Here is a 20,053-nt window from a genome sequence, read left to right on the forward strand (position 1 = left end):
GCAAATGAAGCAAAAAAATATGAAGCTTGGAGCAGCGTTTTTATTCGTAGTATTCGGGCTGCTCTTTTTTGCGTTACTTGCCCGTTTTTTCTATATTGAGGCTACAGGACAAGCTGGTGGAGAAGTTCTAGCAGCAAAAATGGAAAAAAAATACGAAAAACAACGGGTGCTTGAAGCGAAAAGAGGCAGCATTCTAGATACAAATGGAGAAGTCATTGCGGAAGATACGGCTTCATACACTCTATTTGCCGTATTGGACGAAAAGATGAAACCCAATTATGTGGTTGATCCGAAACGAACTGCCAAAGAATTAGCTAAAGTAATTGATATGGATGAAGCGGGGATATACGCTCTACTTTCAAAAGATAAGAAACAAGTGGAATTCGGAAATGCCGGCAAAGATATTTCCTACGAGGTTAAATCAAAAATTGAGAAATTGAAGCTCCCTGGAATTGCATTTAGTCGAGAAAATAAACGTTTTTATCCAAATGGAGTGTTTGCTTCCCATTTAATTGGCTATATTGAAAAAGATGAAAAGTCAAATGAAATGATTGGTAAGATGGGGATTGAAAAATTCTTAAATAAAGAATTAAAGGAAACAGATGGAAAGCTAACGTTTGATGGTGATAGATGGGGCTTCTCATTGCCTAATAGCAAAGAAAATGTAATAGCTCCAGTGAATGGTACAAATGTTTCTTTAACAATTGATAAAAAGATTCAGACCTTTTTAGAGGATTCGATGTCTAAAGTACAGGAAAAGTATGACCCAGAACAAATCATTGGAATCGTGTCCAACCCGAAAACAGGTGAAATTTTAGCGATGGGTCAAAGGCCGACCTTTCATCCGAAAACGAGAGAAGGACTGACAGATACGTGGAGAAACCTCGCGATCGAGGAGCCTTATGAACCTGGTTCAACGATGAAGATATTTACCTTAGCGGCAGCGGTTGAGGAAGGTGTATTTAACCCTAATGACACCTTTGTTTCAGGAAGTTATAACATAAAAGGAACGAAACCTATTAATGACCATAGCGGAATGCCTAGCGGGGAAAAGATGTCATTTCTGGAAGGGATTCAACGTTCCTCTAACGTTGGAGTTGTTACGATTGCGATGGACCTCCTTGGAGAAGATAAACTTCGTGATTATCTTACAAAGTTTGGTTTAGATCGTCTTACTGGAATTGATTTACCTTTTGAAAAAACTGGTACGATTCAGTACAAATATAAACGTGATAAAGCAATGACTTCTGTTGGACAAGCGTCTTCGATGACTGCTATTCAGCAAATTCAAGCGGCGTCTGCTATAGCTAATGATGGAAAAATGATGGCACCTTATGTGATTAAAAAGCTGAGTGATCCAAATACGAACGAAACCATAAAAAAAACCAATCCAACTATGGCAGGTCAGCCGATATCAGCTGAAACTGCGAAAAAGGTTCGTGAGTATTTAGGTACTGTCCTTACTGCAGAACATGGGACAGGAAAAAAATACAAAATTGATGGCTATGAAGTAGCTGGAAAAACAGGGACTGCTCAATTTAGCACAGGTGATGGTATATCGAGAGGTGGCGGAAACTATATTTTTTCTTTTTTAGGAATGGCACCACTTGATGATCCGGAACTGGTTGTGTATGTCGCGATAAAAAAACCAAAACTGAAAGCCGGTGAAGTTGGGTCAGACCCAGTAGCCGAAATCTTTAACCCAGTTATGAAAAGCAGTCTGCAATATTTAAATATTGAACCAGCTAATATTCCGAATCAAACCTCAGAGAAAATTAGCGATTATACGGATCGACCTGTGAAGTCTGCAGTGGAAAGTCTTAAAAAATCGGGATACGAAGTCGTTACGATTGGAAAAGGTACTACGGTTATAAATCAGGCGCCAAAAGCTGGAACCAATTTACTAGAAGGTGAAAAGATCATCCTCCGAACGGAAGGAGCTATGCTTGCCCCAGATTTAACTGGTTGGTCTTTAAGAGACGTCATGAAGCTGGCGAATATTGCGAAATTGAAATTAAATGCTGCAGGAAACGGGTATGTCGAGAGTCAGAACTTTAAAGTAGGCGCCGTTATGAAAGAGGCAGATTATTTCCTCGTAAACTTGAAAAAGCCTGGAGATATTGTTCAAGAAGAAATGGAATCTAAAGATAAAGAAGAAATGGAATCTAAAGATAAAGAAGAAATGGAATCTAAAGATAAAGAAGACGAAGTGGTTGATTAAAGGGTAAGGATGAGGATTTCCTCATCCTTTCTTTTTTTTGTATGAAGGACATGGGGCAGGTCTGCGCAACTTACTAATATAGCCAAACCATTTATCGGGCATGCTGGTTTTATTTGGGAAAGAACAAAAATTCTGGCTCCGCACCGCCACCATTGTGATTATGTGAGTGTAGCGTACTTAATGGTATATTCTTCATAATAATTGGTGGTGTTTTAACACCAATCGGTTTTTGTATTAAAACTAGTATTCTTAAATCCAGCACCTTCATTTTGTTCTAGTTATTTCTTGAACAACATATAACTTGTACAAGCAGGATGAAAATGGAGGTGCCTTTTTGTGCGTGTTTCAAATGTAACGGTAAGAAAACGGTTGGCAATCTTCTTGCTTATTGGGCTTACGGTCTTTACGATCATTGTTATTCGATTAGGAATTGTTCAATTTTATCTTGGAGAGAAATTAACGGGACTTGCTGAAGATTCTTGGAGCAGAAATATTACTTTTGAACCCATGCGAGGGCAAATTCTCGATCGGAATGGTGTCCCATTGGCAACGAATATCTCGGCTCCGACGGTATATGTCATTCCAAGGCAGGTTGTCAATCCTGCTGAGACAGCAGAACAACTTGCTTCCGTGTTGGACATGGACAAAGAAAAAGCATATAAACTAATTACAAAACATACTTCGAGCGAAAGAATTCCCGAAGGAAGAAAAATCTCTCATGAAAAAGCAAAAAAAGTGAAAGCTCTAGGTCTAAAAGGGGTATACATTGCCGAAGATTCGAAGCGATATTATCCATTTGGTGAATACTTATCCCATGTGCTCGGATTCACCGGAGCTGATAATCAAGGATTAATGGGAATTGAGCTTTCCTATGATAAAGAATTAAGCGGTGAAAAAGGGTATGTGAAATTATACACCGATGCAAAGGGGAAAAAATTAGAAAATATGGCGGATGACTTTAGTGCGCCCGTAAATGGTGATGATCTGAAATTGACCATAGACAACAGGATTCAAACGATTATTGAAAGGGAGCTAGATCTTGCTGAAGCGACTTATAATCCAGATGGTATCATTGCCATTGCAATGAACCCAAACAACGGGGAAATTCTAGCAATGTCAAGCAGACCGACATTTGATCCTGCCAACTTTCAAAATGTGAAAAGTGAAGTTTATAACCGAAATCTTCCTGTGTGGAGTTCTTATGAGCCGGGTTCAACTTTCAAGATTATTACTCTTGCCGCAGCATTGGAGGAAGGGAAGGTTGACCTTGAGAAGGATACGTTCTATGATCCAGGATACATCGAAGTGGCGGGAACAAAGCTTCATTGTTGGAAAAGAGGCGGACACGGATCGCAAACGTACATGGAAGTCGTTCAGAATTCATGTAACCCTGGTTTTGTGGAGCTAGGAATGCGGCTTGGGAAAGACAAACTTTTTCAATATATTAGTGATTTCGGTTTTGGGCAAAAGACAGGGATTGACCTTCAAGGTGAAGGGACAGGAATCCTGTTCGATATCGATAGGGTAGGCCCTCTCGAACAGGCCACTACCGCGTTTGGACAAGGTGTATCAGTCACTCCAATTCAACAGGTAGCGGCTGTAGCCGCAGCGGTAAATGGCGGTACATTATATACCCCTTACATCGCTAAAGAAATGGTTGATTCACAAACAGGTGAGACAATCATGCGAAAATCGCCCCAAGCGAAAAGGAAGGTTATTTCTGAAGAAACTTCGGCAAAAATCCGTGGGGCACTGGAGGCTGTTGTAGCAAAAGGAAGTGGTACTGGGGCATATGTAGATTCATATCGTGTTGGTGGAAAGACCGGTACTGCGCAAAAAGCGGAGAATGGACGTTATTTAGAGAATAACTATATCGTTTCATTCATCGGCTTTGCACCAGCGGATCATCCTGAAATTGTCGTTTATGTAGCGGTCGATAACCCGAAAGGAACTGTTCAATTTGGTGGGGTAGTAGCTGCACCTATCGTAGGAAATATTATGGAGGATGCACTGCGGACAATGGGTGTGAAGCCACGCGATACACAAATTGAAAAGAAAACGAAATGGGACGATCCTGTTATGGTTGAATTACCGGATGTAGTAGGATTAACTGCAAAGGAATTGCAAACACAACTTATCGGCAAAGTGAATCTAGATGTAAGCGGGGATGGGACTATGGTAGTAAAACAATCTCCAGAAGCAGGTGTGAAAGTAAAAGAAGGGTCAACAATTAGAATTTATCTTGGCGAAAGTTCAGAATAAGTATAGAATAATAAAGAAACAAATCAAGCGGCTGGGTTAATTTCAGCCGCGGTTTTTTTACGCAGTGAAAGGATTGTTCATGTCTGTTTTACATAAGGACTAATCCTAACCTCGACAGATTGATTGCATTACATTATAATTATGCCTTTAAATAGGCAGAGAGGAATGGAAAAATGAGACTTCAAGCGATACTTTCAACCTTACATTCTTTGACTTTGTTTGAAGGGGAAAATCCTGAAATAACCTCCATTGAACATGATACAAGACAAGTAAAAGAGGGCAGTTTATTTGTTTGTGTGAAAGGTTATACAGTGGATGGCCATGACTTTGCAGAAAAAGCAGTCGAACTAGGTGCAGCCGCTATTTTAGCTGAGAAACCAATGAATGTAGGAGTTCCAGTGTATGTCGTTCGTGATACCAAACGAGCTATGGCAGTCGTTGCCGATGCCTTTTACAATCATCCTACCCAAAAGCTTAAACTAATTGGTATAACAGGAACAAATGGCAAGACAACAACGAGTCATTTGCTTGAAAAAATCTTTCAGGATGAGCATGTGGCAACAGGTTTAATCGGAACGATGTACACGAAAATTGGCGACAAAAAAGCTGACACAAAAAATACGACACCAGACAGCATTACGTTACAACAAATTTTTCATCAGATGACGCAAGTTCAAGTGGATACAGCCATTATGGAAGTATCTTCTCATGCATTGGAACTTGGAAGGGTTCATGGCTGTGATTATGATATTGCCGTATTTACGAATCTTACCCAAGATCATCTTGATTTTCATGGAACGATGGAACGATATAAGTTTGCAAAATCCTTGTTTTTCTCACAGCTTGGCAATGCTTACCTAGATAATCGACCAAAATACGCGGTGTTGAATGCAGATGATGAGGCGACAGAAGATTTCATCAAGGCAACGGCTGCACATATTCTTACATATGGAATTGATCAAGAAGCAGATATTATGGCTAAGAATATTTCAATCCATTCTAGTGGAACTCAATTTACATTAGTAACAGCTGGAAGAGAGCAATCCGTGAACCTAAAGCTAATTGGTAAATTCAGCGTCTATAATGTTCTTGCTGCCATAGGGGCTTCTTTATGTGCTGGAGTAAAACTTGATTCAATTATACGGTCACTTGAATCTGTTCAAGGAGTGGCTGGCCGCTTTGAGCTTGTCCAGGGAGGTCAGGATTTTGCGGTAATTGTCGATTATGCCCATACGCCAGACAGTCTTGAAAATGTCTTGAAAACAGTGCGTGAATTTGCACATAAGAAAATATTTGTTGTCGTGGGTTGTGGTGGGGATCGTGATAAAACAAAACGGCCAATCATGGCGAAAATTGCATCAGAGTGGGCGACAGACCCTATTTTCACTTCCGATAATCCTAGAAGTGAGAATCCAACACAAATTTTGCGAGATATGGAAAAGGGAGTTCATGAGAAGAATTATCAGGTTATCCAAGACCGTAAAGAAGCGATAGATTATGCAATCTCTATTGCAACAAGTGGAGATGTTATATTAATCGCTGGAAAAGGACATGAAACTTATCAAATTATAGGTGATCAAGTGCTTGACTTCGATGATAGATTGGTCGCGAAAGAATCGATTTTACGAAATAGGAAGTAATTAGAGTTAGTTTGCGTATACTAAAAAAAGAGTGGAATTTATTTCCTTTAACCTAGATAACTATATGTTATTTCAACCAATTTTGATGTCTAGCGAAAACTTCTACTCATAAGCCAAGCAATATCAAGGATTAGAGGAATCGAAGAGGCATAGGGGGGGGAAGCCCCCCACACTGATTGAGTTTCACTCTATTATACGTACTATAAAAAACAGAAAGAGATGGAATTTTGAAAAATGATTATTATGAAAAGTAATATAAGTATTCTGAATAAAACATCTGAAACATATTATGGAATGGATGAAATAACGGCAGTGGAATTTATAAATTGTAATACTGCATTAGGAATGAGGGAATAGATTCATGTTAGAACAAGTAATTTTTTATACAATATTGACAGGGTTTTTAATTACAGTTCTTCTATCACCAATTTTTATCCCTTTCTTACGTAGGCTCAAATTTGGACAAAGCATTCGGGAAGAAGGACCTAAATCTCATCAGAAAAAATCTGGGACACCGACAATGGGCGGCTTGGTCATTTTACTTGCTGTTGCGATTACAACATTGACAATGGTATTTAAATTTTCTGAACCATCTATAGAAATTTATTTATTGTTGTTAGTTATGATTGGTTTTGGCCTTTTAGGTTTCCTTGACGATTTTATAAAAGTGGTAATGAAACGTAATCTGGGCTTGACATCACGTCAAAAGCTAGTTGGACAAATTATCATATCCGTCATTTTTTATCTAATCTATCGCAAGACAGATGCTTTCGTACCTGAAATTGCTATTCCAGGAACCGACTTGGCGTTAAATGTAGGTTGGTTTTATATCATCATTGTGATTTTCTGGTTGGTTGGTTTTTCAAATGCTGTTAATTTAACAGATGGCTTGGACGGACTTGTCTCAGGAACGTCTGCGATTGCTTTTGGTGCATTTGCTGTGTTAGCCTGGTACCAATCACAATACGATGTCGCGATTTTTTCTGTATCCGTAGTAGGGGCCGTCCTTGGATTCCTTGTATTCAATGCCCATCCTGCAAAAGTGTTTATGGGAGATACCGGATCTTTGGCATTAGGTGGCGCTGTTGCTGCCATCGCACTGTTAACAAATCTAGAGCTACTATTGGTTATTGTCGGCGGGGTATTTGTCATTGAAACACTATCTGTTATTTTACAGGTTGCCTCCTTTAAAACGACAGGAAAACGGATTTTTAAAATGAGTCCTTTGCATCACCATTATGAATTGGTTGGCTGGTCCGAGTGGAGAGTTGTCGTTACATTTTGGTCGGTTGGCTTATTATTTGCTATTTTAGGAATCTATTTAGAGGTGTGGTTATAAGTGAAAGAGACTACAAGTTATTTAAGGAAAAAAATATTAGTGTTGGGATTAGCGAAAAGTGGAGTAACCGCAGCATCCCTTTTACATAAATTAGGTGCTTTTGTTACAGTCAATGATATGAAGCCATTATCAGAGAATCCAGAAGCACAAGGCTTACTGGAACAAGGGATCAAAGTGGTTTGTGGAAGTCATCCGATTGAATTACTTGATGAGGGCTTTGAACTCATTGTGAAAAATCCAGGGATCCCTTATCGAAATCCGCTTGTTAAGGGCGCAATTGAAAGAGACATTCCAGTCATCACGGAAGTTGAATTGGCCTATCATGTAAGTGAAGCGCCATTTGTTGCGATAACGGGAACGAATGGAAAAACAACAACTACGACGCTTATCTTTGAAATGCTCAAAGAGGGTGGAAAGTTGCCGTTGATCGCTGGGAATATCGGTACGGTTGCTTCAGGTGTGGCAGAAAATGCAACAGCTGATGAAACGATTGTGATTGAATTATCATCATTCCAATTGATGGGGATTGATAGATTTAAGCCAGAAATCGCAGTTGTAACCAATATTTATGATGCTCACCTTGATTACCATGATTCAAGACAGGAGTACATTGAAGCGAAAACGGCGGTTATGAAAAATCAAATCGGCAGTGATTATTTTATCTATAATGCGAATCAAGAAGAAACGATGAATATGGCAAAGAATTCTTTGGCAGAGCTTGTTCCATTTTCAATAACTAACAAGCATGAAAATGGAGTGTATATTGAAGGTAATGCCGTATATTTCCGCGGTGAGCGTATTGTTAATGTTTCAGATATTCGTCTACCTGGAAAGCATAATTTAGAAAATATACTCGCGGCTGTAGCAGTTGCAAAACTTAAAAATGTCAAGAACGAAGCAATCCAGCATGTTCTTCAAACCTTCCAAGGAGTTACACATAGAACTCAATATGTAGCAACGATTGAGGGAAGAATGTTTTATAATGACTCTAAAGCAACGAATATTTTAGCGGCTCAAATGGCACTATCATCATTTGATGTTCCGGTTATCTTGCTTGCTGGAGGACTTGATCGAGGCAATGAATTTGATGAACTAAAACCATATTTAAAGCATGTAAAAGCTGTTATTACATTTGGTGAAACGGCAGAGAAAATTGAACGAGTTGCACGTGATGTAGGAATATCTATCGTAAAACATGTCGATAATGTAGAGAAAGCCGTACCAGCAGCGTATGAAGTTTCAAAAGAAGGGGATTGTATCCTACTTTCACCTGCATGTGCAAGCTGGGATCAGTATAAAAGTTTCGAAATAAGAGGAGACATGTTTATGGAGGCAGTGCATAAACTGAAATAAGAGCTTCTTATCAGAACACTGAGCTTGCATAATGGAGAATGATTTTTGCTTCTCTTGTTTGAATGACATCTTTTAAAAAAAGTGATAGAGTAAAACTCCTATTATTTGGAGTATAGTTTATACTCAACGGATGGTTAATCTCATTCTAGTATCGCGAATCTTGATTAACGCTATGAACCCGATTGATTGAACTAAACCTCCACTTAAGCTTCGGTACGATTACAGTCCGATAATAAGGGGGAACGTACTTATCACTTTTTTTGACTTATTATGCTTAAATTAGCGTGATAAGAATAGAAGGCTCGTACAGGCTCTAATACGTACTAGAGGTGTATGACAGTGCCGTTGAAAAAATCAAATCCGGATTTTATTTTAATTATTGTTACTTTAAGTCTGCTGGCGATTGGGTTAATCATGGTGTATAGTGCTAGTGCGATATGGGCTGCTTACAAGTTTGAGGGAGACTCGTTCTACTTTGCAAAACGACAGCTTCTATTTGCTGGAGTTGGGGTCGTCTGCATGTTCCTCATCATGAATGTTGATTATTGGACATGGAGAACATGGGCAAAGCTCATTGTTATCGTTTGTTTTGTTTTGCTGCTCGCTGTTTTAGTCCCTGGTATAGGTGTAGAGCGAAATGGTTCACGAAGCTGGATTGGTGTTGGTGCATTTTCGATTCAGCCATCAGAGTTTATGAAATTAGCCATGATTGCATTTTTAGCGAAATTTTTATCAGAACGGCAAAAGTTCATTACCTCCTTCAAGAAGGGATTAATGCCTTCGTTGGGACTTGTGTTTTTAGCGTTTGGCCTAATCATGTTACAGCCTGATCTTGGGACAGGTACAGTCATGGTAGGAACTTGTGTTGTTATGATTTTTATTTCAGGGGCAAGGGTGATACATTTTGCTTGGCTCGGTTTACTTGGAGTAGCGGGCTTTGTGGCTCTCATTGCTTCGGCACCTTATCGAATAAAGCGAATTACCTCTTTTCTAGATCCTTGGGCAGACCCACAAAATAGTGGCTTTCAAATGATTCAGTCCTTTTATGCAATCGGTCCTGGCGGATTGTTTGGACTTGGACTTGGACAAAGCCGACAAAAGTTTTTCTACTTACCTGAACCGCAAACGGATTTTATTTTTGCCATAATTTCAGAAGAACTTGGGTTTATAGGTGGGACATTGGTGATTTTATTATTTGCGTTGCTTTTGTGGAGAGGGGTCCGGATTGCGTTAGGAGCTCCAGATCTATATGGGAGTCTTGTTGCAGTCGGAATCATTGCAATGGTAGCAATTCAGGTGATGATTAATATCGGAGTCGTGACAGGGCTAATGCCTGTAACTGGAATAACACTTCCGTTACTAAGTTATGGCGGATCATCTTTAACCTTGATGCTAATAGCAATAGGAGTGTTATTAAACATAAGTAGATATTCAAGGTATTAAAAATCAAAGCATTGCCTCCTATTGATGATTTGAATGGACGGTAGCGCTGTCATATCTAACTATATGTCAAGGTGAATAGGAATTGCCTGAAGAATGAGGAATCTCTTTCTATGGGCAATTCCTATTTTGAATCATAAGGGCGTAGTATGTGTTCTGTACTAGATAGGAATAAGAACTATCGAGAAATAGTTATGCATCACCCGATCATGTATCTGCAACACCATAAGGTCAAAAATTTCCTACCCTCTGAAAAAATAGTACTAATTTCTTTTTCGAGCGTACATAAGCCTGTTTAATCTGTATACTAAGTACAAACTTTTATACATTCAAAATTGTGTTATGGGTCTTTAGGATTATTTTTGAAAAGGGTTTGCATATTCCTTATTTAATTCAAATATTACCAAGTTGTTTCTGGATTAAAAACCAGTGTTTATTGTGGTAATGAAAGGGTGTTTAGACTATAGTATAAGAGGGTAAAAGCTGACAGTGCTTTGTTTTCTATATCTTAGAAAAAAATTACTAGGAAATTTAGTGAAAAAAGATCATTGATATTCACCGTTTCTATACATATAATATGCGATGTCTCATCAGAATTTATTCCGTATTAACGGGCAGTAAACCCCTCACTGATTGAAGTTTCACTTTATAGAGAGGCGATCGGATTATTCAAATCGAACCGTTCAAACTTTTATAGCATACAATGGAAGAACTTGAAATGAAGGAGGATTATGATGAAAGAAGTAATAGAGAAATTAAACCAGATGGAAGTGGGTAAGGTGCGTGAAAACGAACCACTTGCAAACCATACAACAATGAAAGTTGGCGGTCCGGCAGAGATTTTCATTGAGCCATCGTCCCTTGAAAATTTAGAAAAAGCGATGGAGATCATAAAGGAACATAACATCGAGTGGCGAGCAATAGGTCGTGGATCAAATCTGCTCGTCTCAGATCAAGGTATAAAAGGTGCTGTTATTAAATTAGGTAAGGGATTAGACTCATTAGAAATAGAGGGTACTGATATCACAGCAGGGGCAGGTTTCTCACTTGTAAGTCTGTCTGTACAATTTAGCAGGAAAGGACTTTCAGGTTTAGAATTCGCGAGTGGAATACCTGGTTCAGTTGGTGGCGCTGTGTATATGAATGCTGGTGCCCATGGTTCAGATATTTCTAAAGTATTAAAAAAAGCATATATTCTGTTTGCTGATGGAACACTACAATGGTTATCAGCAGCAGAAATGGAATTCTCCTATCGAACCTCGATCCTTCAAAAAAAACGACCGGGCATTGTTTTATCGGCTGTTTTTCAATTAAAGTCAGGCAACCGGGAGGAAATTGTTGCTGCAATGCAGAACAATAAAAATTATAGAAAAGAAACGCAGCCATATGATTTGCCTTGTGCAGGAAGCATCTTCCGTAATCCGCTGCCACATTATGCTGGCCAGCTTGTTCAGGACGCTGGATTAAAAGGACATGCAATTGGTGGAGCAAAAATTTCTGAAATGCATGGGAATTTTATTGTCAATACAGGTGAAGGTAGTGCAAAGGATGTGTTAGCTTTAATCCAGCATGTAAAAGATACTGTATACGGAAAATTTGGGGTTAAACTTGAAACAGAAGTCGAAATTATTGGTCGAAAATAACTTCTGTAGTATACGAATCATGCTTAATCGTGTGCTATAAAAATATCCTGAAATAATCTCATTCGTATTATTATGAGATCTTATTCCTGCCAATTGGCAGCAGGCGGATTACAGCATAGTCCATTTGTTTTCAGGAAGAGGTGAGGGAGATGGAAAAAGGAAAAATTGTTTCCATTGAAGATCGTATCCCAAAATTAAAGAAGCTTAGAAAAAGAAAAGCGAATAGAAGGTTGATTCTATTGCTATCATTCTTTTTTATTCTAATTGCTAGTGTTTTGTATTTTCTTTCTCCACTTAGCTATATTAAAGAAATTAAGGTAAGGGGGAATCAATATTTATCATCAGATCAAATTATTACGTTAAGTGGCTTAACAATTGATACTAACATTTGGAAAGTTAACAAAAGTGAAATGATAAAAAAAATGAAAGAAAGTCAAGAGGAAATTGAGTCTGTTAGCGTTTCAACACAATTTCCAAATTCAGTGTTGCTCACGATAACCGAATTTGAAAGAATCGCTTATCTTTCAAAAAACAGTCGATTTTATCCAATCATGGAAAACGGCAAGATCCTGACCAAGCTTGAACGCGGAGAAATTCCAGTTTTCGCGCCTGTGCTGATTGATTTTACTGAAGGTGATGCATTAAACCTATTATTGGATGAATTGAAAGAATTGCCTGAAGAAATTCGAAACTCAATTTCTGAAATTCGTAAGGAACCTACCAAAACGGACGCCTATCATATAACGTTGTTTATGAATGATGGGTTTGAAGTGAGTGCGACTAGCAGAACTTTATCTAAGAAAATGATACATTACCCTTCGATTGTTGCTCAATTAGATCCAAATATAAAAGGGGTCATTAATCTTGAAGTGGGCTCTTTCTTTAAAGCTTATAATACCCCTAATCTAACGGAAGAGATTGATGGGGAGAAACAAGATGAAAATCATTAAAGGTAGAAAAGTCATCCTTTCCATTGTGAGTCTTGTCCTTGGGTTTATGGTTGCTTTTTCCTATAATCTAACAAAGCAAAAACAGAGGGAAGCCAACCTAGTAAATCAAACGTGGGATCGAGAATATGAGCTTAGAGAACAGCTAATCGAACAAGAAAAAGTGAACAGGAAACTCAGTCAGGAATTACGGAAAAAGCAGGCACAAGTAACAGATATTGAAAAAGACCTTTCAAAAGAAAAGGAATCCTCGTTTAAACTTGCAAAAGAAGCTAAGAAATATCGGATGTTTCTAGGGAAGATTAAAGTGAAAGGACCAGGACTTACCGTGACGCTTGCAGACGGTATGACTGGAAAAGTAGATGATAATATAAATGATTACCTAGTTCATGAACAGCATGTTTTTAAGGTCATTAATGAATTGTACATATCAGGTGCAGCTGCGGTGGCTGTTAACGGACAGAGGCTGAATCATAATTCGTATATTGTTTGCAATGGTCCTGTAATTACTGTGGACGGACAGCAGTATCCTGCCCCTTTTGTGATCACGGCAATTGGGGATACTAACGTGTTGGAGGCTTCACTTAACTTAGCTGGAGGAGTCAAAGATCAATTAGTGAATGAAAATATCATATTCACGATATTGAAGCAAAATGAAGTGGAAATGGAACCGGTATTTAGTAGCTAAGAAAATTCACCGTACCAAAGAAAGCTTGGTGACACTTTTGAAAAAAAGGAATAAAATCGCCTTTACTTTAATTGCGGTGATCATTGGATTTATGGTAGCCATTCAATATAAAACGATTAAAGAACCATCCATCAAGCAGGTAAGGGATACGCGTGATTCCTACGAGCTTAGAAGCGGTATATTAAAGGAGCAGAAAGTCCAAACTGAATTGGTTCAGGAAATCAGTAATTTAGAAGAAAAGCTTGCTCAATACGATACAACAAGAAGTCAGAGTAAGGAGCAAATTCTAAGTGAAACGTTGGAAGAGCTCAAAAGCGAAGCAGGAATGACTGAAGTGAGTGGAAAAGGAATTATTTTAACCATTAAACCAATTGAGGAAAACATTCTATTAGGTGAGAACATTCCGAATGCTTCTCCTGAGCTTTTAAAACGGCTGCTAAATGAGTTATACCTATACGACGCAAAAGAGATTTCGATAAATGGGCAGAGGATTATTACTACATCTGTTATTCGAGATATTAATGGACAAACAAAGATTGATGGCAAGAGTGTATCAAGGGATTCAATTGAAGTAAGGGTACTTGCAAAAGACGCCAAGAAACTTAAAGAAAGGATTCAGGTTTCTCCGACAATAGATAATTTTTATGTGGATAATTATGAGGTTACTATTTCTAACCCATTGGACAAAGTAACGCTACCTTCTTATCAAAACTCATTAAATATTCAATATATGGAACCCATTGATGAATAGGAGGACAAATAACCTATGTGGCTTCCTATTTTTGGCCTTTTAGTAGGCATCACTTTAGGCCTTTTAACAGATATCAAAATTTCCGCTGAATATGCGAATTATTTGTCGATCGCGATTCTTGCAGCATTAGATACTTTAGTTGGTGGAATTAGGGCGCATTTACAAAATATCTATGATGAAAAAGTTTTTGTATCTGGATTTTTCTTTAATATCATCTTGGCTGCAAGTTTAGCTTTTCTAGGCGTACATCTTGGTGTAGACTTATATTTAGCTGCTGTTTTTGCATTTGGTGTAAGATTGTTTCAAAATATAGCAGTTATACGACGCGTAATGTTAACAAAATGGTCCCTTTTTAAAGAAAAAACAGAAAAAAATTAGTGTTTTTTTAAAGGAAATATGTTATGCATGACGAATATTGTTAAGAAGTGTATCGTTTATGAAACAGATGACATGACATGTGCAACTCGAATTTGTTTAACACATGTACGATTCTGCTTTGAAAAATAGACAGACTATCCAAAGGGAAAACGATTCTTTGGTAGCTATATCACTACAAGTGCGTGTTCAAAAAGGAGGATAAAAAGAGCCGAGAAGTTCGCAAGCTTTTTTACCGGAGTTTTTGAACAACCTCTACAATATGGTTATGAAGGATAGAAAGAACATTTGTATTACCTACTGTTGTTTTTTAGAAAAATGTTAAAACTTGAAGGAGGTGCCATGGAATGAACAGCAATGAAATTTACGTAAGTCTCGACATCGGTACATCCAGTATTAAAGTAATCATTGGTGAAATGGTTAACGATACATTAAACATAATCGGTGTAGGAAATGTAAAATCAGAAGGATTAAAAAAAGGGTCAATCGTAGATATAGATGAAACCGTTCAATCTATTCAGCGAGCCGTTGAACAGGCAGAACGAATGATTGGGATGGAAATCAATAAGGTAATAGTCGGTATAAGCGGTAATCATGTAATGTTACAACCTTGCCATGGCGTTGTCGCAGTTTCAAGTGATAATAAGGAGATAACCATTGCGGATGTTGTAAGGGTTAGAGAGGCAGCCGAATTGATTACGATTCCTTCTGACAGGGAGATTGTCGATATTATCCCAGTTCATTATAAAGTGGACGAGCTTGATGAGATTAGCGATCCAAGAGGCATGATTGGTGTTCGATTGGAAATGAGAGGGATATTAATCACAGGTATGCGCACGATTTTACATAATTCATTAAGATGTGTAGAAAGAGCAGGCTTGGAGATTACAGATATTGCGCTTCAACCACTTGCTGCGGGCTCTCTTGTGCTATCAAAAGATGAAAAAGAACTTGGTGTTGCGCTTCTCGATATTGGCGGTGGTTCAACAACACTTGCTGTTTTCGAACAAGGGTATTTGAAACATACATCTGTGATACCAATTGGCGGAGAGACGATTACTAAAGACCTATCTATCGTATTACGTACAACAACAGATGATGCAGAGAAAATCAAAGTTAAACATGGGCATGCTTTTTATGATGATGCATCAGAAGAAGATGTGTTCAATATACCTATTATCGGTAGCGACCAGCACCAACCTTGCAATCAGCTGATGTTATCTGACATAATCGAAGCAAGGATGACAGAAATATTTGAACTTGTTCAAAACGAATTAAATAGAATTGGCGAGAGTGATCTTGCAGGAGGATTTGTATTGACTGGCGGCGTTGTAAAGATGCCAGGAGTTTTAGAACTTGCTCAATATATTTTCCAAAACCGAGTGAGGACAGCTGAACCGAATTATATTGGTGTTCGTGAACCTCAATATACAACAGCTGTTGGATTAATTAAACATGCTTGTAAAAAGGCAAGAACACAAAAAAATAATCAAGCTCCTGTAGCTGCAAGTCCAGCTTACGAAAATCGGGAACAGACTCAAAAAATGCAGCAGCCTCAACCGAAAGAACGAGTGGAGAAACCTCGGACCGAAAAAGGTGAATCTAAATTCAAAAAGATCCTTGGTTACTTTTTTGAATAGACAGGAAATTATCGGAATATCGTCAAATTAGGAGGATTATCATGTTAGAGTTTGATTCTAATCTAGAAACATTAGCTACTATAAAAGTCATCGGTGTAGGCGGGGGCGGTAACAATGCCGTAAACCGTATGATTGAGCACGGGGTCCAGGGGGTAGAGTTTATTTCTGTTAACACAGATGCGCAAGCTCTAAATCTATCAAAAGCAGAAATTAAAATGCAAATCGGGGGTAAACTTACTCGTGGATTAGGTGCAGGTGCAAATCCAGAAGTAGGTAAAAAAGCGGCTGAAGAAAGCAAAGAACAAATTGAAGAAGCGTTAAAAGGCGCGGATATGGTATTTGTAACGGCAGGAATGGGTGGTGGTACGGGTACTGGTGCAGCGCCTGTTATCGCTCAAATTGCAAAGGACTTAGGAGCGTTGACTGTAGGTGTTGTTACACGTCCCTTCACATTTGAAGGACGCAAACGTTCGACACAGGCTCAGGGTGGAATAGGTGCAATGAAGGAATCGGTCGATACGCTAATTGTTATTCCAAATGATCGATTACTTGAAATCGTTGATAAAAGTACGCCAATGCTTGAAGCATTCCGTGAAGCTGATAATGTCCTTAGGCAAGGTGTTCAAGGGATCTCTGATTTGATTGCGGTTCCTGGGTTAATTAACTTGGACTTTGCAGATGTTAAGACGATTATGTCTAATAAAGGTTCTGCGCTCATGGGAATTGGTATTTCTTCTGGTGAAAACCGTGCAACTGAAGCAGCAAAAAAAGCCATCTCAAGTCCACTTCTTGAAACATCTATCGACGGTGCTCAAGGGGTCTTAATGAACATTACTGGCGGAACGAACTTAAGTTTATTTGAAGTTCAAGAGGCAGCGGACATTGTTGCAAGTGCTTCTGATCAAGAGGTAAATATGATTTTCGGTTCTGTTATTAACGAAAACTTTAAAGACGAAATTGTCGTAACAGTGATCGCTACAGGCTTTAATGATGCGGAAGAGATTAAACCTGTATCGTCAAGACCTTCTTTTGGACAAGTGCGACCTTCATCACCAACTTCAACTACTGGAGTTAAACGTGAAGTAAAAAGGGAAGAACATGTCGAGCAGCAACAACAACAACAGCCTGTTCGTAATTCTAATCAAGCAGAAGAAGCATTGGATATCCCAACCTTTCTACGTAACCGTAATAAACGACGCTAATTTGTTGAGTTATAAAATTTAACAGGTTAAAAGAGCATGTTCAAAAAGAAGGATAAAAGAGCCGAGAATTTCAAGAAGAGACAGAGCTTTGATGCAATTCGTAAGCTTTTTTACCGGACTTTTTGAACACCCTTTATAATAAGACTCTTTTCTACAGAATAAAGAGAGGATGCCCATTAAGGCTCTATCCTCGCACTCTATACACATAAACTGTGTATAGATGATGTGAGGTCTAACCTTTTTGATATGGGGCATCCTCTTTTTTTGCGTGCTTATCCATTCCTTTTTGAAAATTGGGAGTTTCACTTTATCGAATTCCCTGATTCAATGACAACTAAGGTAAGAATGTTACGTTGTTTAATCATTATTTGTGTCACTCACTTTTTTTAGTAGATAACGTTTTACTTTGTAGCCTGTATGCTCTAAGTAGCGCTCCTTGTCCCGTTTCCTCCACTAACAAAGATCATCAGCGAACCATCTTCCCTTGATTTTTTCTACAAAAAAGCAGAAAAACTCCTAAAATATCCAGTCATAATGTGACACACTTTCTGATGCAAGGTACGATATACTTTTTGCTAACAGAAGGTGTGCAAGCTATTCTGTAAAATGATAAAAATTATTATGATTTTTTCGGTCTTGTTTTAACAAGACGCGTTCCCTTTTCTTGCGAGAAAGAAGATATTCATTAACAAATTCTGGTTGTTGCGCAAGTAGCCGAACTCCTGCATGGTCCAGCTCAACCTGATTGATGGGGTAGAAGAGTACCCTTTACAGGTTTACGCAGGACGTGCTGACTTCTGAGTTTGCGCAATTCTAAAAGGGGGGTGTATATTTGACGCTCTATTTGGATGTTATCTGGTTATTGAATTGGTTGTTTGATTGTCTTTTGCTTTACTGGACTGCGATTTTGTTAAAGCGGAGAGTTCCTTTCTGGAGAGTTCTTGCGGGGGGGTTCCTTGGTTCTCTCATTATTGTCTTATCTTTTACTTCATATCATTTGTTTACTGATAGAGTGTTAGTAAAACTATTATTCTCCATTTTTATGATTTTAACAGTGTTTGGTTTTGGCAGGTTTAAAGTTTTCGTGAAAAATTTGGCTGCGTTGTATTTCGTTACTTTCTTGTCTGGAGGTATTTTGCTCGGTCTCCATTATTTATTTGAATACAAGGTTTTATCTGGACAGCACACTATGTATAAAGGGATTAATCAATTCGGTGACCCAGTCAGTTGGATATTTGTTATGATTGGATTCCCGCTGGCATGGCAATTCTCAAGGAGGACTTTAGAATCGATAGAAATGACGAAGATTAACCATCAACAATTAGTTAAAGTTACGGTGAAAATTGATGATTTCATTTGTTCAGTTGAAGGTTTTATTGATAGTGGAAATCAGCTGTATGATCCAATTTCGCAGTCTCCAGTCATGATTTTATCACTAAAAGGCCGAGAAAATATGATTCCAAAAGATATGGTAGCACTTTTTGAAAATCCAGATATTCTACTTAATGACGTGGGAGGCACTCAGTATACGTGGGCGGATCGATTACGAATTATTCCAAGTAAAGTTGTTGGAAATGATCACCAGTTGTTGACTGCGATTAAATCCGACTGGATTGAAATTATTCAAAATAAAGATATTTTTCGCGTGAAAACTGGACTAGTCTCTTTTACCTTCCAAACGTTATCGGCAGATGGAAAATTTGACTGCATTGTCCATCCGAAAATGGTAACGGGTATTCCAGTCCAAGCCGTTTCATGAGAAGGGATATATAAAACATACTCACATTTGTAGAAAATAGAAGGGAGAATTCAATTGAAAAAAACTATTCTGCGTCTCACCTATTACTGGTATAAACTATTGTTTAAGCTCGGGTTGAAAACAGACGAAATTTTCTACATTGGAGGGAGTGAGGCCTTGCCACCTCCGCTCTCCAAAGAAGAAGAGGAAGTGTTAATTAATAAATTACCAAAAGGTGACGAAACAGCACGTGCCATGCTAATTGAGAGAAACTTACGACTTGTTGTTTATATTGCGAGAAAATTTGAGAATACAGGCATTAATATCGAGGATTTAATCAGCATTGGTACAATAGGCTTAATCAAAGCTGTTAATACTTTTAATCCAGAGAAAAAAATTAAATTAGCTACATATGCATCCAGGTGTATCGAGAATGAAATCCTCATGTATCTGCGGAGAAATAATAAGATTCGTTCTGAGGTGAGCTTTGATGAGCCGCTTAATATCGATTGGGATGGCAATGAGTTACTGCTTTCCGATGTACTTGGAACAGAGGAAGATATAATTACGAAAGATCTAGAAGCTAATGTAGACCGAAAATTGTTAACAAAGGCACTTACGCAGCTTTCTGATCGAGAGAAACAAATTATGGAACTACGATTTGGATTAGCAGGACAAGAAGAAAAAACACAAAAGGATGTAGCGGATATGTTAGGGATTTCTCAATCTTATATTTCTAGACTAGAAAAAAGAATTATTAAAAGACTTAGAAAAGAATTTAATAAAATGGTATGAAAAAAAATTTTCTAAATGC

At 38.3% G+C, this 20,053-nt stretch carries 15 protein-coding genes; all 15 read left to right on the forward strand.

Annotated elements, in window-relative coordinates; translation table 11 throughout:
* The first annotated feature begins 4 nt into the window (after positions 1-4).
* The gene (locus ACIQZI_RS11465) at positions 5-2,221 is read left to right on the forward strand and encodes a penicillin-binding protein (RefSeq protein ID WP_403073184.1); all 2,217 of its coding nucleotides are present in this window, start codon (positions 5-7) and stop codon (positions 2,219-2,221) included.
* 336 nt (positions 2,222-2,557) lie between these two features.
* Entirely contained in the window at positions 2,558-4,483 is a 1,926-nt protein-coding gene (locus ACIQZI_RS11470; protein WP_403073186.1) for a stage V sporulation protein D, read from the forward strand.
* 173 nt (positions 4,484-4,656) lie between these two features.
* Positions 4,657-6,123, forward strand: a complete 1,467-nt coding sequence (locus ACIQZI_RS11475; protein WP_403073188.1) for a UDP-N-acetylmuramoyl-L-alanyl-D-glutamate--2,6-diaminopimelate ligase — start codon at positions 4,657-4,659, stop codon at positions 6,121-6,123.
* 361 nt (positions 6,124-6,484) lie between these two features.
* Positions 6,485-7,462 carry a phospho-N-acetylmuramoyl-pentapeptide-transferase gene (gene mraY / locus ACIQZI_RS11480; protein ID WP_062181425.1) on the forward strand — a complete coding sequence of 326 codons (978 nt, stop codon included), beginning with the start codon at positions 6,485-6,487 and terminating at the stop codon, positions 7,460-7,462.
* Positions 7,463-8,815 (forward strand): UDP-N-acetylmuramoyl-L-alanine--D-glutamate ligase, encoded by a 1,353-nt coding sequence (gene murD / locus ACIQZI_RS11485; RefSeq protein WP_403073191.1) that lies wholly within the window; start codon positions 7,463-7,465, stop codon positions 8,813-8,815. It abuts the gene before it with no gap.
* A 333-nt stretch (positions 8,816-9,148) separates the two neighbouring features.
* Complete coding sequence (spoVE, locus tag ACIQZI_RS11490) at positions 9,149-10,258, forward strand: stage V sporulation protein E (protein ID WP_403073193.1); 1,110 nt, start codon at positions 9,149-9,151, stop codon at positions 10,256-10,258.
* A gap of 731 nt (positions 10,259-10,989) precedes the next feature.
* Entirely contained in the window at positions 10,990-11,898 is a 909-nt protein-coding gene (gene murB / locus ACIQZI_RS11495; RefSeq protein ID WP_062181416.1) for a UDP-N-acetylmuramate dehydrogenase, read from the forward strand.
* Between the two features lie 149 nt (positions 11,899-12,047).
* Positions 12,048-12,848: a cell division protein FtsQ/DivIB gene (locus ACIQZI_RS11500; RefSeq protein WP_403073195.1), complete on the forward strand. Its 801-nt coding sequence runs from the start codon at positions 12,048-12,050 to the stop codon at positions 12,846-12,848.
* Positions 12,835-13,533 carry a DUF881 domain-containing protein gene (locus tag ACIQZI_RS11505; protein ID WP_253722484.1) on the forward strand — a complete coding sequence of 233 codons (699 nt, stop codon included), beginning with the start codon at positions 12,835-12,837 and terminating at the stop codon, positions 13,531-13,533. The genes ACIQZI_RS11500 and ACIQZI_RS11505 overlap by 14 nt, the downstream gene beginning before the upstream one ends.
* The gene (locus ACIQZI_RS11510) at positions 13,499-14,284 is read left to right on the forward strand and encodes a DUF881 domain-containing protein (protein WP_403073198.1); all 786 of its coding nucleotides are present in this window, start codon (positions 13,499-13,501) and stop codon (positions 14,282-14,284) included. The genes ACIQZI_RS11505 and ACIQZI_RS11510 overlap by 35 nt, the downstream gene beginning before the upstream one ends.
* A gap of 15 nt (positions 14,285-14,299) precedes the next feature.
* The gene (locus ACIQZI_RS11515; protein ID WP_062181404.1) at positions 14,300-14,662 is read left to right on the forward strand and encodes a small basic family protein; all 363 of its coding nucleotides are present in this window, start codon (positions 14,300-14,302) and stop codon (positions 14,660-14,662) included.
* A gap of 344 nt (positions 14,663-15,006) precedes the next feature.
* A complete protein-coding gene (ftsA, locus tag ACIQZI_RS11520; protein ID WP_403073200.1) occupies positions 15,007-16,299 on the forward strand; it encodes a cell division protein FtsA in 1,293 nt (430 codons plus the stop codon).
* A gap of 41 nt (positions 16,300-16,340) precedes the next feature.
* Positions 16,341-17,501 (forward strand): cell division protein FtsZ, encoded by a 1,161-nt coding sequence (ftsZ, locus tag ACIQZI_RS11525; protein WP_403073202.1) that lies wholly within the window; start codon positions 16,341-16,343, stop codon positions 17,499-17,501.
* Positions 17,502-18,333: 832 nt separating this feature from the next.
* Entirely contained in the window at positions 18,334-19,260 is a 927-nt protein-coding gene (gene spoIIGA, locus ACIQZI_RS11530) for a sigma-E processing peptidase SpoIIGA (protein WP_403073204.1), read from the forward strand.
* A gap of 54 nt (positions 19,261-19,314) precedes the next feature.
* Positions 19,315-20,034, forward strand: a complete 720-nt coding sequence (gene sigE / locus ACIQZI_RS11535; RefSeq protein WP_028392934.1) for an RNA polymerase sporulation sigma factor SigE — start codon at positions 19,315-19,317, stop codon at positions 20,032-20,034.
* Positions 20,035-20,053 lie beyond the last annotated feature (19 nt).

The sequence above is a fragment of the Peribacillus sp. NPDC096379 genome, assembly GCF_044762875.1.
Lineage (GTDB): Bacteria > Bacillota > Bacilli > Bacillales > DSM-1321 > Peribacillus.

Bases quoted from the DNA above. Each gene is read 5' to 3' on its own strand.
- ACIQZI_RS11510 (WP_403073198.1), top strand. From the start codon at position 13,499: ATGAAGTGGAAATGGAACCGGTATTTAGTAGCTAAGAAAATTCACCGT.
- murB (WP_062181416.1), top strand. From the start codon at position 10,990: ATGAAAGAAGTAATAGAGAAATTAAACCAGATGGAAGTGGGTAAGGTG.
- ACIQZI_RS11475 (WP_403073188.1), top strand. From the start codon at position 4,657: ATGAGACTTCAAGCGATACTTTCAACCTTACATTCTTTGACTTTGTTT.
- spoVE (WP_403073193.1), top strand. From the start codon at position 9,149: ATGACAGTGCCGTTGAAAAAATCAAATCCGGATTTTATTTTAATTATT.
- mraY (WP_062181425.1), top strand. From the start codon at position 6,485: ATGTTAGAACAAGTAATTTTTTATACAATATTGACAGGGTTTTTAATT.
- ACIQZI_RS11505 (WP_253722484.1), top strand. From the start codon at position 12,835: ATGAAAATCATTAAAGGTAGAAAAGTCATCCTTTCCATTGTGAGTCTT.
- ftsA (WP_403073200.1), top strand. From the start codon at position 15,007: ATGAACAGCAATGAAATTTACGTAAGTCTCGACATCGGTACATCCAGT.
- ftsZ (WP_403073202.1), top strand. From the start codon at position 16,341: ATGTTAGAGTTTGATTCTAATCTAGAAACATTAGCTACTATAAAAGTC.
- ACIQZI_RS11515 (WP_062181404.1), top strand. From the start codon at position 14,300: ATGTGGCTTCCTATTTTTGGCCTTTTAGTAGGCATCACTTTAGGCCTT.
- ACIQZI_RS11465 (WP_403073184.1), top strand. From the start codon at position 5: ATGAAGCAAAAAAATATGAAGCTTGGAGCAGCGTTTTTATTCGTAGTA.
- ACIQZI_RS11500 (WP_403073195.1), top strand. From the start codon at position 12,048: ATGGAAAAAGGAAAAATTGTTTCCATTGAAGATCGTATCCCAAAATTA.